Here is a 14,777-nt window from a genome sequence, read left to right as displayed (position 1 = left end):
GGAACTTGATGGGATGATTTCGTCCGGTTCTCGGAGGCGACAGCCGCGTTCGGGCGGCCCAAGGGCTATGCCTGATCGGCTTCACAGCCCCGCCCGGACGGCCGCGTACCGGACCCGCGTGTAGAGGGTGTTCAGGTCGTCGAGTTCGGCGTGGGGCGAGAGGAAGTGCGAAGGCACCTCGTTCGCCACCCGGGTCGAGGCGGGCACCACCGCGTCGGCGCCCGGGCCGCTCCTGCCCGGATCCGCCCAGCTTTCGGCGGCGTCCAGGGCGGTCAGCAACTCGGTCACGTTCGCGGACGACGGTCGCCTGGCCACGAACACCCCCCGCGACAGGTAGCGCCCGGAGCCGGCGGCGAGCACCGCGAGCAGGGCCCGGTCGGCGAGCGTCTCGCAGGCCAGGGTCGTCACGACCGGCCGGTCGTCCGGCCGCTCGGCGAGCGCCTGCTCGGGTCGGGCGCCGCACAGGGGACAGGTGACGGAACGCAGGCTGACCTGGGGATCGAGCACCCCTGGCGGCGCGGGGATCGAGGGCGGGATGAGCAGCAGCGCCCGTGCCTCCCGCCGGGCCATCCGCTCGGTGATGGTCGCTGCCTCACGCACGGACGAGCTCCTCCAGACGCGGCCGGGCCGCCGCCCGACCGCGTTCGACGGCCTGGACGCCGAGCCCGGTCAGAGCCGCGGACGAACGCTCGTCCAGGCGGGCACGGTCGGCGGCGCCGAGCCCTGAGGCGACCCACGAGGTGATCGCCCGGTGGAGCATCCAGTCCGCGCCGGGGCCCGCGCGTTCACCCGCGTCCGCCCCGAGGATGTACGCGGCGGCCCACAACTCCCGCGCGTACGCGGGGACGTCCCGGCGCGGCAGGGCGGCGAGGATCCGCCGCGGATCCATGCCGATCAGGGCCGACCAGTCCGCCCAGTACCAGCCGAAGGGATGCTCCACGGGCTCTCCCGCACGAAACAGCCGCAGGAAGCACCGGGAGTCGATGAGCTCGACCGCGAACGTCCCCCGCTCCCGGTCGTCCCACGTGCGCCAGTGTCCGGGGGCGAGGTGCGTGTCGCCCGCGTAGACGGTCGCGTGGAAGGAACCGGGATGTCCGGCCAGGCTGGGCGTGTCCTCATGGTCGAGCAGATGCGGCACCGCGGCGAGCACGGGCAGTCCGCGCTCGGCGCAGAAGAGCGCGACCATCTCGTCGTCGTCGCGGATGTCGTCGCTGATGGGAGCGAGGTACGCGGCCAGCTCCCTGGCGCGCTCGGCCGGGAGCACGAGCCCCTGGGTCGGGATCCACTCCTCCTGCGACAGCGGCGCCCACGCGGAGCCGGCCGCCGCGGCCCGCCTGACGAAGTACGAGTTCTGCGGGCTGTTCCAGTTGGAGTAGAGGGCGACGGCGTGCCGCGGCCGCGCGCGGACGGCATCGGCCAGGTGGGCGGCGAATCCGGCGCTCAGCCGTACGTCGTCCTGCAGGACGAGATGGTGGGTGGCGCCGTCGGGCACGGCCGCCCAGGCGCGCTTTGCCGTACGCAGCGGGCTGGGGGTTCCCGACGGGTCCGGATCCACGATCACCCGCGCGTCGAGCGGGGCACACGAGGCGAGCAGCGAGGTGACCCGGTCGGCCCGGCGCGGATGATGCATGATCGCGACGCTTATGCGGATGTCCATGAAGATCCCACGCGCTCTTTCTGCTCGTCGGCGTCGATCAGGTCCTCGACGGGCACGAATCTGCACCCGCTCACCATGAGGGTCTCCAGGATCAGCGGGAGCGCCTCGATCGTCTGCGAACGGTCGCCGCCGCCGTCGTGCAGGAGCACGACGGATCCGAAGTCCGTGTCGCCGATCACCTGGTGGGCGATCGCCGAAGCGCCGGGCAGCGCCCAGTCCGCGGCCTCGACGTCCCAGAGCACGGTGGTCTGTCCGTGCCGGGCCAGCCACCCGAGCACGTCGGCGTCGCGGCCGCCGAAGGGCGGCCGGAACAACGTCGTGACCTGCCCGGTGATCCCGGCCAGCACCTCGGCCGTCCTGTCCACCTGGGCGAGGACCTCCTGCCTGGTGAGGTCGGGCAGGTAGGGATGTGACCACGTGTGGTTGCCCACGCCGTGGCCTTCCTCCGCGATCCGCGCCACCAGGTGGGGATGGGCCGCGGCGTGCAGCCCGAGGCAGAAGAAGGTGGCGGGCACGCGGTAGTGGCGGAGCAGGTCGAGCACGCGCGGCGTGTGGTCGGGGTGAGGGCCGTCGTCGAAGGTGAGCGCCACCCTCGGGTGCACGCGGCTGCCGTGCGGCAGGCACCGGCCCGAGGCGACCTGCTCGGCCTCGACGAGCGCGGCCGACTCCAGGTCCTCCTCGATCCGCTGGTCGAGCCCGGTGAGCGTGCCCGAGTCGAGGACGATCCTGGTCAAGCGTGACCTGTCGGTACGGCCCAGCTCCGCCAGGACGGCCGCGTCCGGCGAGCCGAACGCCCGCCTCAGCGGTGCGACGTCGCCGTCGGCGCGGTAGACGTCGAGTCCCGCGGCCGTCAGATGACCGTCGACGACCCCGTTGGTGGCGTCGATGACGCACATCAGCGGTTCGCGTCCGGCCAGCCGGAGGAGGCGGGCCACGACGTCCCCCACCCCCACGGTCTCGAGGCGGAGCGGGGGCACGACGTGGGCTCCCGCGTGATCCAGGACGGCCAGCTCGTACGCGTCCTTCTCCCATCCGATGCCCGCGTACCACATCGGTCAGCCCTGCCGGAGCTGGACGGGCTGGCCGTCCCGCCGGGCCGACGTGTACGCCGCCTCGATGACCTCGGCGGTCGAGACGACGTCGTGGAGGGGCTCCGCCCACGACGCGGGTCGCGCCAGCCGGTCGGTGAAGTCGGCGAAGAGGTCAGCGAACCATTCCTCGTGGGTGGAGCTCCGCGTGGGCGACTCCAGCGATCGTTCCTCGTCACCGCCGGGCCCGGTCAGCACGGCGGTGCCGTCCGTGATGGTCACCGAGGAGGCGGGGCCCGCCAGGGTGTAGAGGTTCGTACGCCGGTCGCCGACCCAGCTCAGCTCGATGTCGGCGATGCCCGAGGGGAAGTGCAGCCGCACCTCGATGGCCTCGTCGAGGCCTTCGCTCTGCCAGCGGGCCACGGCGGAGACCTTGGCTGGTCGTTCCCCGAAGAGGCGGGCGGCCATGTAGACGCAGTGCGAGCCGTGGTCCAGCAGGATGCCGCCGCCGGCGATCTCCGGGTCACGCCGCCAGTCAGGCCGGTAGGAGTCGTTGCCCCTGGCGTGGGTCTGCCGCTCGATGCGGAAGCACAACGTCCGCGGTGTCCCGGCGCCGGCCGCGCACTCCTCCAGCAGCCGCATCATCGGCGAGAACAGGTAGTTGTGCGCCGGGTAGAGCAGCCGTCCGGCCCGCCTCGACGCTTCGGTCAGGTCGAGCGCGTCGGCCGCGCGGAAGGCGACGGGCTTCTCGCAGATCACGTGGCTGCCGGATCCCAGCGCGGCCAGGGCCAGGCCGCGGTGGTGACCGGGCGGGGCACACACGTCCACGACGTCGGGCGCGTGTTCGGCGCTCAGCTCGGAGAGCTCGGCGTACGCGCGGATGCCGGCCTGCCTGGCCGTCTCCTGCCTGGCCGGCGACGGGTCGACGACGGCGACCACGTCCACGCCCGCCAGGCGGCGGTAGGCCGACAGCCGGGCCGCGCCGGCGACGCCGAAGCCCGCGATCGCCACCTTCATCGGGTCCCTCCTGCCAGAGTCGCGCGGATCACGCCGGCGGCTTCGCGGGCGAGGTCGTCGTCGACGTTGAGCGGCGGGTAGAGCCGTAACGTGTTGCCGCCCGTCATGACCAGGACGCCCGCCTCCAGCAGGGCGCGGAACGTCTCGCGTAACACCTGGCCGGACACGGGTTCCTTGGTGGCTTTGTCGGCCACCAGCTCGATGCCGATGGCCAGGCCCAGCCCGCGTACGTCTCCCACCAGCGGCGCCTCGTCGGCCAGCGGGCGCAGCAGTTCCAACAGCTCGGCCCCGAGCTTGCGCGCGTGTTCCGCGAGGTCCTCCTCGACGAGCACGTCCGTGGTGGCGGCCACCGCCCGGCAGGCCATGGGGAACGCGCCGAAGCTGGAGGAGCTGGCGCTCGGGTCGGAGAAGGGCGCGGCGGACATGTGGTCGGAGGTGGAGATCACCCCGGTGACCGGGTACCCCCCGCCCATTCCCTTACCCACTGTCACGATGTCCGGGGTGACGTCCTCGTGCCGGTAGGCCATCGGCGCTCCCGTACGGCCGAAGCCGGTCATCATCTCGTCGGCGATGAGCAGGGCGTCGAACTCCTCGGCCACCTCCTTGAGCGCCGCGAGGTAGCCGTCGGGCGGGACGACGTTGCCCGACCGGCCCTGCACGGGCTCGACGACGATGGCGGCGAGCGCCCCCGTCGATTCGCGTTTGATGACGTCCCGCGCCAGGTCCACGCACGCGAATCCGCAGGAGGGGCTCTTCAGCTTCAGCGGGCAGCGGTAGCAGTTGGCGTAGGGTGCGCTGAAGTTTCCCGCGGGCAGCGGGCCCAGCCCGGCCCTGGCTCCTGACGTGAGCGCCAGGCTGCCCATCGTCTTGCCGTGGAAGCCGCCCCAGAAGGACAGGAACTCGTGTTTCCCGGTGACCGACTTGGCCAGTCGCAGGGCCGCTTCCACGGCTTCGGTGCCGCCGCTGTAGAGCTGGATGCGGTCGAGGGGCGCGCTGAGCACGCGGCTCAGGGCGTTCACCATGTCGAGTCGGGCGGGCGAGCCGAACGCGCCCGCGGGGGTGCCGGTGAGCTGGGCGGCCAGCGCCGCGACGTATCGGGGGTGGGAGTGTCCGATCGAGTTGACGCCGCCGGCGCCCTGAAAGTCCACGATCTCGTGCCCGTCGGCGTCCGTGAGCATGGCGCCTTCCGCATGCTCGACGCAGAGCTTCGACCACAACATCACGGCTTGCAGACCGGGCCCGATGACCCGCTGCTCCGCGGCCCAGTGAGCGTCCGACCTGCTGCGCTCGGACGTCAGTCCCATTGCCATTTTTCAGGCCCTTCCAGGTGTGTGTGCTCCAGCGTGCCGACCGGTCCGGACGGGACATAAGCGGCGATCGGCCGGGCGAGAGGGCATACCCGAACGAGCCGGTGCCACGGGCCCCTCACCCGCCTAGGGTGAGGAGATGGATCACGTCGGGCTGGTCGCCCTCGCCGCCGCGGCCGCCGTCGAAGCCGGCTCGCTCCTCGTCACCCGTTACGGCCCCGGCGTCGAGACCCGGGCCAAGAGCGGCCGGCATGACGTGGTGACGGAGGCGGACGGGCAGGCCGAGTCGCTGATCCGCTCCATGTTGTCGGCGTCCTGCCCCGACAGCGTGATCGTCGGTGAGGAGACGGGCTCGAGCGGAGCGGGCGAGGTCGAGTGGTACGTCGATCCCATCGACGGCACGCACAACTTCGCGCGCGGTCTCGGGCTGTACGCGGTGTCGATCGGGGTGTCGGTGCGCGGCGAGCCGGTGGGCGGAGCCGTCTACGAGCCGACGCGCGGCGAGTTGTTCACCGCGGCCGGCGGCGTTCTCCGCATCGACGGCCGTCCGGCGCCCCCGCGCGTCGTGGAGCCTGATCCGCTGCCCGTCGTCCTGACCGACATCCCGACGCCGGGCGTCCGGGACCCCGCGGAGGCCCGGTTGCACGCGGAGCTGGTGGAGACGGCGGACGTGCGCAGGATCGGGTCCTCGGCGCTGGCGCTCGCCTACGTGGCCGCGGGCCGGGCCGACCTGGCCGTGAACGCGGACGTGTTCGTCTGGGACGTGGCCGCCGGGCGGTCACTGGTCAGGGCGGCGGGAGGGGGTTTCGCGGGAGTGCCCGGGGAGCCGGGAACGGGGCGCCGGTCCGGTTTCGTGGCCTGGGGTCCGCTCTTCGCCGCGCACGGGAGGCGCCTGTCGGACCGCCTCGCGGAATTCGCGGAGCTCGCTGTCCGGAACTCGTCAAATGCCTGGCCCTGCCCAACAACGACCGTATTTGATGCGAGTCATGACGCCGACCTTTCCTGAAGGCACAGATACCGCACCGATCAACGTCGCGATTCTCGTCGGCAGCGAGCTGCTTCATCGAGGTCTGGAGACCGTTCTGCGGCAGGTCCCCATGGTGAACCTCACGGTCGACGGCGACGCCTGTGATGTCCTGATCACCACGGAAGCGCTGCCCGGCACGCGCGAAAACGACGTCAAGACCATTCTCCTGCTCGACGAGGCCCAGGTGACCCGCCCCGAGTTCACCCTCTCCTCGCAGTTCGACGGTTACCTCATCCAGGAGGAGATCACGGCGAATCATCTGCGCGACGCCCTGCACCGGGTGGTCGCGGGCGAGCTCGCCATTCCCGACCGGCTGGCGCGGGAGTTGCTCACGCGCGCGTCAGGCCCGCCGTCCGCGGCGGACGCGCCACAGCGCCGTCCGCCGGTCAGCCTCACCGCACGGGAAAGCGTGACGCTGTCCCTGCTCGCCGACGGCCTCAGCAACAGGCAGATCGCGCGTCGCCTGTCGATCTCGGAGCACGGCGCGAAAAGGCTGGTGGCCAGCGTGCTGCTGAAGCTGGACTCGCCCAACAGGACCGCGGCGGTCGTCACGGCGATCAAGGCCCGCCTGATCGAGTACGCCTGAGACGCGGCAACAGCGGCCGGAACATCCGCTCGCGCACCATCCCCTTCCACACCCCGACCGCGCCCACGACGTCGTCCAGCACGTGCGCGGCGACGTATCTGACCGGGTCGAGCGGCGGGCGGCGCTCCACCCACTCGGCCAGCGCGGGCAGCACCAGCGCGGCGACGAGCGGGAGGCGCAGCCGGGGGACGGCGATCGCGGCGGGCAGCGCCAGCGGCCACCACACCTGCGCCACCGACGTTCCGGCCAGGCGGCCCGCCGTCAGCGTGTCGGCGGCGGCCAGCGCGGCCGCCCGCGCCGGCTCGCCGGGCAGTTCCCTGGCCAGGCCGGCCGCGTGGACGGCCACGCAGGCGGCCGCCAGGCCCGCGCGGGCCGCCCGGCCAGGGGCGCACACCGCGGCGGCCCAGGCCAGGACGCCCCACGCGGACGCGTCGAGCGCCGGGACGGCGCCGGGGTGCCTGCGCTCCAGCGCCGCCACCGAGGTGCCGTACTCGACGCGGCGGGCCAGCCAGTTGCCCGGCTGGACCCTGTGACGGTGAGCGACCTCGGCGCCGGGCTCGTAGCGGACCTGCCACCCCGAACCGACCAGCCGCCAGACGAAGTCGACGTCCTCCCCCAGCGGGAGCCGCTCGTCGAAACCGGTGCCCGCCGCCGACCGCCGGACCACGAGCGCCGCCGTCGGCACGTACGGCACCGGGCCGTCGGGCCTCACCACCGCGGCGGTGTCACCCATGTCGAGCGCGGAACGGGTGGCCTCGTAACGCGACAACCAGCCGCGTTCCACTCCGTACGACACGATCCGCGGGGCGACCGCCGCCACCTCCCGGTCGGCGAAGTGCGGCAGCAGCCGGTCCAGCCAGCCGGGTTCCAGGACGCAGTCGGAGTCCACGAACGCCACGTAGGGCGTGGTCACAGCGGCCAGCCCGGTGTTCCTGGCGGCGGCCGGGCCGCCTCGCGTGTCCCGGCGCACGTAGGCGGCCCCGGCATCGGAGACGACCTTCGACACGGCCTCGTCGTCCGGAGAACCGTCGTCCACCACGATCACCGCGAGCCCGCGCAGCCCGGCCAGGCACGCGGCCAGCTCCCGCGCGCGCCCGTGCACGGGGACGACGACGGTCACCTCCGCCTCCGCCGGTCCCCCCGCTCCCGGCTCCGGCCGCAGCAGCCCCGCCTCCACCAGCAGGCGGGCGAGTGCGCGATGCGGGCCGGACACCGGCCGCCCGGCCCGCCAGCGGGCGACCTCGCCGGCCTGGGCCCGATCGAGGTGCATCACCCGGCGGGGATGGCCGCCCACCAGGACGCGTCCCTGCCCCAGGACCCGCGTGCCGGGGTCCAGACGCGGGATCACGCGTACTCTCCGAGCCGAGCCACCTGCACGTCGTGGGAGAGCTGGTCGACCAGCAGCCGTTCGACGCCCCACAGGTACCGTTCGATGGCGTCGGGAGGCATGTACGTGGTGTCGGCGCACAGCGACAGCAGGACCGCGCCGGGATGCCCGGGCATGTCTCCCACCTGCACGAAAACGGTGATGCCGTCCTCGTCGGTGCTGTCCGCCCAGCCGAGCTCGGAGGCGGCCGGGGCGCCGGGGCGGATCACCGGCGCGGAGGGCGTCCTGTAGTCGTTGAAGAAGGAGCGCAGCTCCGGATGCCCGCCCCTCTCCTCGCCGAGGTCGGCGATGACGTCCCAGGCCTTGTCCGGATCGAACCTGCCGTGGCGGTAGGCGCGGATCGACGATTTCCAGGTCGCCCGGATCACGTCGGAGAACGCCGGGCCGGCCACCTCGATCAGCGCCGGGACGTCCTGCGTGAGGGTGCCCACGGCATGCCGCAACTCGGCCGGGATGCGGTTGCCCGCCACGAGCAGCAGGCCCACCTCGTCACGGCCGGTGACCGTGCCGAGCATCGCGGCCGCGGCGGCCAGGGCCACGGTCGAGCTGCCGACCCGGTGACGGGCGGCCAGCGTGTCCAGCGCGGCGGCGGCCACGTACGAGCTCAGGCCCGCCTGCCGGTAGCGGGGCGTCTGAGCGGGCCCGGCCGGCCGCGAGAAGTTGGCGCGCGGGAAGGCGCTCAGCGTGGAGCGGACGTTGGCCAGCGCGGCCGACTCCATCCGCCGCCCGGAGTCGGACTGCTCCGCGGCCGCCACATCGAGCGGCTGGGCGGCCGGCACGGGCTCGGGCAGCGGGCCTCCCTCCGCCCGGCTGCCGAGCATGCGCTCCAGCTCCGCGGCGAGCAGCCGGATGCTCTGCAGATCCGTCGCCATGTGGGTGGCGCACACGACGACCGCGTACGGCACGCCGTCGCGCGCCGCCACGGCCGCGCGGAAGGGCGCGTCGGCGGCGTGGTCGAAATCCTCTTCACGCAGCCGCTCCGCCAGCGCGTCCACCTCGTCCTGGCCTGTTCCCCGCTCGTCCAGGACGCCGACCAGGATCTCGCCGGAGGCGAGCACCCGCTGCGTGAGCCCGCCCTCGTCGGTGAAGACCGTGCGGAGGGACTCGTGCCGCCCGACCAGCTCGGCCGTCAACTCCAGCACGTCGTCCAGGCCGATGCCCTCGGCGACGGTCAGCGGGCAGGCGACGTTGTACGGCGTGCCGCCCGGCATCTGGCGCAGGTCACGCCAGACCTGCCGCTGGCCCCACGTGGCGGGCCCTGTTTCCGCGCGGTTCCCGGTGAAGGGGACCTTGTGCCAGGTCACGTCTTTCATATGCTTTCCTCGGTCATGGTCGTCAGCCGGACTTCCAGATACATGGCGTTGAGCCGCGTCTCGGACTCCGGCGCGTGCGGGCCGGTGAACATCGGCCGGAGGTCGCCGTCCCGCGCCCTGGTCACGGCGGGCAACGTCGCCTCGCCGTCGTCGCCCGCGGCGCCGCGCCCGTCCGCGAGGGCGTCCGCCCAGGTCTCGCTCCGGTCGACGGCCCGCAGGTCCTGAAGGCCCAGCCGCGCCACGGCCCGCGTCCGGTACGCGAGCGGCCCTGTCCCATGCTCGATCGCGACGGCCATGGGCAACACCGCCCGCGGGGTCAGCCATTCGCAACCGAGCACGGCGAGCGTGGGCAGCTCGCTCTCCTCGCCGCTCACGCTCCAGTGGTCGAACGGCGGATCGGCGCCCGCGGCACCGCAGACCGGGCACGGCACCACCCGCATCACCACGTCGGGAGCGGGCGGGCGGATGACACCCGGTGGCTGGTCGGGGGCGATGAGGCGGTTCAGCCGCGCCTCCCTGCGGGCCATCCGCTCCGCCACAGCCCGCAGGTCCTCAGCCGGCGACATCGGCGGTCCTCCTGACCGAGAAGCCTTCCAGGCACGCCTCCGTCAGCGCGGCGCGCTCTTCACGGCCGAGCCGCGACCGGTCGGCGGGCCGCAGGCCGGACTCGACCCACGTGGCCAGGGCCGGCCGGAGCCAGTTCGCGGGACCGAACGCGGGCGTGTCCGCGCCGAGCAGGTATCCCGCCGCCCAGACCTCGGCCCGCACGCCCTGCCCAGGGACCGCGCCCGGATCCATGCCGACGAGCGGCGCCCAGTCGTGCCAGTACCAGCCGTACTCGTGTCCGGCCGGCTCCTCCGTGTGCGGGCGGGTGAAGCGGAGGTAGCAGCGCGAGCCGCGGAGCTCGACCACGTGCTCCCAGGGATCCGCCCGCTCGAACCTGGCCGCCAGCGCGGCGTCCTGCGCCGGATCGCGCGCCCAGTGAGCCGCCGGCGGCGGGGTCCGGCCGGCGAACACGGTCGCGTGATACAGGTCCTCGTGCGCGGTGAGGGATTCGACCTTCCCCTTCTCCACGAGGTGCGGGATGGTGGCCAGCATCGGCGAGCGCCGCTCGCGGCAGAACCGGGCGATCATCTCGTCGTCGTCGATCACCTCGTCGGGAATCGGCGCGAGATAGCGGGCCAGCGCGCGGGCCTGGTCGGCGGGCATCATGAGGGCGACGGCGGGCGCCCAGTCGGTGCGGGAGAGCGGGGCCCACGCGGCGCCCGCCGCCGCGGCCCGGCGTACGAGATAGGAGTTCTGCGGGCTGTTCCAGTCGGAGTAGAGGGCCACCACGTGCCGCGGCCTGGCCGCGACGGCGGCCATGACCTGCGCGGCGAAACCGTCGCAGAGCAGCGCGTCGTCCTGGATGACCAGGTGGTGGGTGGCGCCCTCGGCCACGGCGGCCCACGCGCGTTTGGCCGTGCGCAGCGGGCTGCGGACGCCCGACGGGTCCGGATCGGTCACCACCCGGGCCACCAGCGGCAGGCAGGCTCTGACCAGGGCGTCCACCAGGTGGGCGCGGGCCGGATGATGCATGATGGCGACGCTGACCTTCATCGGTCCCCCTCGGGGAAGCGGCGGCGGACGAATCCGCGCGTGAGCAGGGGCGCGACCAGCACGCCCACGGTGTTCAGGGCGGCGAGCGTCCAGTAGAAGCCCTGGACGCCGACCTCCCGCGCGAGCAGCGCTCCCACGACGACGCCTCCCAGGAAATACGGGATGTTCAGCAGGAGCGCGAGGACCCCGCCACCGATCTGCTCGACGACCACGATGGCGGTGACCGTGATCCCCATGCACCCGTACGTGAGCCCGACGATGCCGAGGAAGAGCTCGGTCTGCGCGGCGACGTCGGGCGTCCCAGCGACCAGCGAGGCCAGCGGAGCGCGAGGCAGCCACACCGCGAGGGCCAGCACCGCGTAGGTCAGCCACGCCAGCCCCATGCCCGCCTTCATGACCGGCAGCACCAGATCGGGCCGGCCGGCTCCGCGCAACCGGTTGATCGTGATCGCCGTCGCGGAGCCGATGGCGGTGGACGGGACCAGGATGAGCGTCTCCAGGGCCACGGCTACCGAGAACCCTGAGACGACGTCGGGACCGAACGGCGCCACCACCCACATCAGGCCGAAGTTGCTCGCCGCGATCACCAGGAACGAGATCGTGATAGGCCCGCCGGCGCCGGCCAGGTGGCCGATCGCCTCCGGCCGCCAGCCGAACGTCCCCCTCGATCGCCATACGTCGGTCCTGGCCAGCGCGACGACGGCGTAGGAGAGCGCGGCGACGGCTCCGGTAGCCATGGCGATCGGCAGCGCGTACATGCCGAGGCCGGTGCCGAACCCGAGGACGGCCACCGTGGCGATCTCCGCACCGGCGCCCAGCAGGACCACACCTGCCGCGCTGCGCGCGTGGCCGTAGCCCCTGAGGCTGGACGAGCACAAGGACACCGGCAACCACAACAGGTTGGCACAGCAGATCCAGCGCACGAAGGACACGAAGTTCGCCGTGGAACCGGGCGGCACGTCGAGCAGCGAGGCGATCCAGGGTGCGCCCGCGATGACGGCGAGAGCGACGACCCCCCACACCGCGCCGCCCACGACGGCCATGCTCGCCGCCGAGGGCGGCACGTCCTGGGGTCGTCCCCGGCCGCGGCTCAACGCGGCGGCGACCTGGTTGCTGATGTCCAGGCCCATCTGCAAGGCGATGAAGAGGAAGGCGAGCGGCATGTAGAGCGACCTGAGGTAGAGCGCCTCCTCGTCCACGCGGCCCATGATGGCCAGGATGATGAGCGGCGTGACGACACCCACGATCTCGCCGTACAGGATCGGAAAAGCCAGGCGGGCGATCTCGAGGCGGCCCGCCCACGGCACGGACTCAGGTGGACGAACGACCTGCGCCACGATTTCCCCTTCCGGGTGAATGCAAAACACGCTGCATTTCGGCAACCATAGCCATGGCGGAGAAGGGCGACCAGCTGACTGAACGGCTATGCCCGTTCAGGGTCCTATTACCGTAATAGGGAACGGGTTAAGGTGCTGGGCATGCAGGAACCAATGGGCATCGCGATAGTGGGATGTGGATATGTCGCCGACTACTATGCGACCACTCTCCCCAACCACCCGCAGCTCAGAGCCGTCGGCGTCCATGACGCCGTTCCGGAGCGGGCCGCGGATTTCAGCCGCCACCACGGCATTCCTGTTTTCGCGTCCATGGCCGACCTGCTGGCCGACGAATCCGTCCGCATCGTGGTCAACCTCACCAATCCGCGAAGCCATGCGGACGTGACCAGGTCTGCTCTCGAGGCGGGCCGGCACGTTTATTCGGAAAAGCCTCTCGCCCTTTCTCTCGCCGAGGCGCGCGAGCTCGTGGAACTGGCCGAGTCCCGCGGCCTGACCCTCGGCGCCGGCCCGTGCACCCTGCTCGGGGAGACGGCGCAGACCTTGTGGCGTGCGCTGCGCGACGGCGTCGTGGGGCGCCCCAGGCTGGTCTACGCCGAACTCGACGACGGGGCCATCCATCAGATGCCGTACTGGACCTGGGTCAGCGAGTCCGGTGCGCCGTGGCCCTACCTGGACGAGTTCCGCGTGGGTCCGGCCCTGGAACACGCGGCGTACTACCTGAACTGGCTGACCGCCTTCTTCGGCCCGGTCACGGAGGTCACGTCGTTCTCGGCGCTGGTGGTCCCCGGCAAGGTGCCCGGCATGACCGGCTGTGACTTCGCGCCCGACTTCACGACCGCGACCCTGCGCTTCGCCTCGGGTGTGATCGCCAGGCTGACCTGCTCCACGCTGGCCCCCGAGGACCGCGCGCTGCGGATCATCGGCGACGACGGCGTGCTGAGCGTCACCGAGTGCTGGGACTACGGTGCCGGTGTCACCCTGCGGGCGGTGGTGCCCGCCGAGCGGCGGGAGACGTGCGATCACTATCTCGAGCCGCCGGTCACCTTCCCCTTGGTCCGGCCGGCCGACTACCCCCACCGCTACCGGGAGCCCGGCGAGGACATGCACGACATGGACTTCGCGCGGGGGGTGGCCGAAGTGGCCGACGCCGTCATCGAGCGCCGCAGGGCCCGCGTGTCAGCCCGCCAGGCCCTGCACGTACTGGAGATCATCCTCGCCATGACGGAGTGCGGCACAACGAAGATCGAGTCCGCGTTCGAGCCCGTGACACCCATGCCTTGGGCGGGGCTTCCGGCATGACGGCGCTCGGCTGGGGAGTGCTGGGGGCGGCCCGCATCGCTCGCTCGGACTTCCTGCCGGCGGTGGCGGCCTCCTCCGTGGCGCGCCTCGCCGCCGTCGGCGCCCGCGATCTCGGCAGGGCCGCGGAGATGGTCGAAGGCCATCCCGGCGCCCGGGCGTACGGCTCCTATGACGAGGTCCTGTCCGACCCGGCCGTCGACGCGATCTACGTGGCGCTGCCCAACTCCCTGCACGCCGAGTGGACCGTGCGCGCGCTGGAGGCCGGCAAGCACGTGCTCTGCGAGAAGCCGATGGCCAGATCGTCGGCCGAGGTGAAGGAGATCGCCGCCGCCGCTGCCGGTCGGGGCCGTCGGGTGGTGATGGAGGGGTTCATGTACCGCTTCCACCCCCAGTACGACGCCCCCGCCTTCACGACGCTCCTCGCCGAAATCGGCGAGATCACCACCGCGCACGCGCACTTCTCCGTTCCGCTCGGAGAGCCGGACGACTTCCGCCTCTCCGCCGAGCTGGGCGGCGGAGCGTTCTGGGACCTCGGTTGCTACTGCGTTCACGCTCTGATGTGGCTGCTCGGTGACGTGGCGGAGGCCCACGGCACGTTCACCGGCCGTCCGGACGTCGCGGGTTCCGCGTCGCTGCGCTTCGCGTCAGGCGCGACGGGCACGGCGTCCTGGGGGTTCACCGGCACGTTCGCCGAACGGCTCCTGCTGGTGGGCACCGCCGGTGTCCTCGATCTGGAGCTGCCCTTCCTGGCGTCCGGAGCGGGCTCCATCCGCCTCGCGACCGCTCACGGCGACCGGACGTGGACCCCCGCGGCGGCCAACCAGTTCCGGACCCAGGTGGAGCACTTCACCGCGGTGGTCAGGGGAGCCGCGGACCTTCGCATCCCCCTCTCGGAGACCCTGCGCTGGGTGACCGTCGCGGAGAACCTGCGCTAGGGAGACGGCCTTCCGCCCAGGCCTGCCGCGCGGACCCGGAGCACGGCCCCGCGCGATCGCGGCGACGCATGCCGTCGGACCGGAGCCGGGCCTCCTGAGCGGTCGTGTTACCGCATACCCGCTTTATACCAGGGGCCGCTAGAAAGATACCTGCGTTATACCGGGGGCTGTTAGAAAGCATTTACTCCAGGTGTTGCGCCCCGTGCGCCCGGGCGATCCAGCGGCGAAGGCCAGTAAGTCCAGCCAGCGACGTGAGCCGTCCGTATGTCTCGGCCCAGCTGTTCG

The 14,777-nt window shown here is 72.4% G+C and carries 14 protein-coding genes; 4 read left to right on the top strand and 10 right to left on the bottom strand.

The window, feature by feature from the left end; genetic code table 11:
* Nucleotides 1-81: 81 nt before the first annotated feature.
* From ABGB14_RS32615 to ABGB14_RS32595, 5 genes are read right to left on the bottom strand one after another with little or no spacing between them, the layout of a single operon-like run.
* Complete coding sequence (locus ABGB14_RS32615) at nucleotides 82-600, bottom strand: hypothetical protein (RefSeq protein WP_347647672.1); 519 nt, start codon at nucleotides 598-600, stop codon at nucleotides 82-84.
* Complete coding sequence (locus ABGB14_RS32610) at nucleotides 593-1,630, bottom strand: hypothetical protein (protein WP_347647671.1); 1,038 nt, start codon at nucleotides 1,628-1,630, stop codon at nucleotides 593-595. Before ABGB14_RS32610 ends, ABGB14_RS32615 begins: the two co-directional genes overlap by 8 nt.
* An 11-nt stretch (nucleotides 1,631-1,641) precedes the next feature.
* Entirely contained in the window at nucleotides 1,642-2,709 is a 1,068-nt protein-coding gene (locus tag ABGB14_RS32605; RefSeq protein WP_347647670.1) for a polysaccharide deacetylase family protein, read from the bottom strand.
* A gap of 3 nt (nucleotides 2,710-2,712) precedes the next feature.
* A complete protein-coding gene (locus tag ABGB14_RS32600) occupies nucleotides 2,713-3,702 on the bottom strand; it encodes a Gfo/Idh/MocA family oxidoreductase (RefSeq protein WP_347647669.1) in 990 nt (329 codons plus the stop codon).
* Entirely contained in the window at nucleotides 3,699-5,012 is a 1,314-nt protein-coding gene (locus tag ABGB14_RS32595) for an aspartate aminotransferase family protein (protein WP_347647668.1), read from the bottom strand. The genes ABGB14_RS32600 and ABGB14_RS32595 overlap by 4 nt, the downstream gene beginning before the upstream one ends.
* A 136-nt stretch (nucleotides 5,013-5,148) precedes the next feature.
* Here ABGB14_RS32595 and ABGB14_RS32590 point away from each other — a divergent pair, with 136 nt between their 5' ends.
* Complete coding sequence (locus tag ABGB14_RS32590) at nucleotides 5,149-6,015, top strand: inositol monophosphatase (RefSeq protein ID WP_347647667.1); 867 nt, start codon at nucleotides 5,149-5,151, stop codon at nucleotides 6,013-6,015.
* Complete coding sequence (locus tag ABGB14_RS32585; protein WP_347647666.1) at nucleotides 5,996-6,622, top strand: LuxR C-terminal-related transcriptional regulator; 627 nt, start codon at nucleotides 5,996-5,998, stop codon at nucleotides 6,620-6,622. The genes ABGB14_RS32590 and ABGB14_RS32585 overlap by 20 nt, the downstream gene beginning before the upstream one ends.
* On the opposite strand, the gene mftF is transcribed toward ABGB14_RS32585, so the two are convergent.
* Genes mftF through ABGB14_RS32560 form a run of 5 tightly spaced genes read right to left on the bottom strand, consistent with a single transcriptional unit; the run spans nucleotide 6,594 to nucleotide 12,258 of the window.
* Nucleotides 6,594-7,970 (bottom strand): mycofactocin biosynthesis glycosyltransferase MftF, encoded by a 1,377-nt coding sequence (gene mftF / locus ABGB14_RS32580; RefSeq protein ID WP_347647665.1) that lies wholly within the window; start codon nucleotides 7,968-7,970, stop codon nucleotides 6,594-6,596. The genes ABGB14_RS32585 and mftF overlap by 29 nt on opposite strands.
* Nucleotides 7,967-9,322 carry a condensation domain-containing protein gene (locus tag ABGB14_RS32575; RefSeq protein ID WP_347647664.1) on the bottom strand — a complete coding sequence of 452 codons (1,356 nt, stop codon included), beginning with the start codon at nucleotides 9,320-9,322 and terminating at the stop codon, nucleotides 7,967-7,969. Before ABGB14_RS32575 ends, mftF begins: the two co-directional genes overlap by 4 nt.
* A complete protein-coding gene (locus tag ABGB14_RS32570; protein ID WP_347647663.1) occupies nucleotides 9,319-9,888 on the bottom strand; it encodes a hypothetical protein in 570 nt (189 codons plus the stop codon). The genes ABGB14_RS32575 and ABGB14_RS32570 overlap by 4 nt, the downstream gene beginning before the upstream one ends.
* Nucleotides 9,875-10,921, bottom strand: coding sequence for a hypothetical protein (locus ABGB14_RS32565; protein WP_347647662.1), 1,047 nt, complete (start codon nucleotides 10,919-10,921; stop codon nucleotides 9,875-9,877). Before ABGB14_RS32565 ends, ABGB14_RS32570 begins: the two co-directional genes overlap by 14 nt.
* Nucleotides 10,918-12,258: an MATE family efflux transporter gene (locus ABGB14_RS32560; RefSeq protein ID WP_347647661.1), complete on the bottom strand. Its 1,341-nt coding sequence runs from the start codon at nucleotides 12,256-12,258 to the stop codon at nucleotides 10,918-10,920. Before ABGB14_RS32560 ends, ABGB14_RS32565 begins: the two co-directional genes overlap by 4 nt.
* A 141-nt stretch (nucleotides 12,259-12,399) precedes the next feature.
* Between ABGB14_RS32560 and ABGB14_RS32555 the strand changes: the two genes are divergently transcribed.
* Together ABGB14_RS32555 and ABGB14_RS32550 are read left to right on the top strand one after the other, a co-directional pair.
* A complete protein-coding gene (locus ABGB14_RS32555; RefSeq protein ID WP_347647660.1) occupies nucleotides 12,400-13,557 on the top strand; it encodes a Gfo/Idh/MocA family oxidoreductase in 1,158 nt (385 codons plus the stop codon).
* Nucleotides 13,554-14,492 carry a Gfo/Idh/MocA family oxidoreductase gene (locus tag ABGB14_RS32550; protein WP_347647659.1) on the top strand — a complete coding sequence of 313 codons (939 nt, stop codon included), beginning with the start codon at nucleotides 13,554-13,556 and terminating at the stop codon, nucleotides 14,490-14,492. Before ABGB14_RS32555 ends, ABGB14_RS32550 begins: the two co-directional genes overlap by 4 nt.
* Nucleotides 14,493-14,777: the final 285 nt, after the last annotated feature.

The sequence above is a fragment of the Nonomuraea sp. B10E15 genome, from assembly GCF_039871615.1.
In the GTDB taxonomy this organism is placed as follows: Bacteria; Actinomycetota; Actinomycetes; order Streptosporangiales; family Streptosporangiaceae; genus Nonomuraea.
The sequence above is the reverse complement of the archived record's forward strand: the minus strand, read 5'-3'. Positions and strand labels throughout refer to the sequence as shown.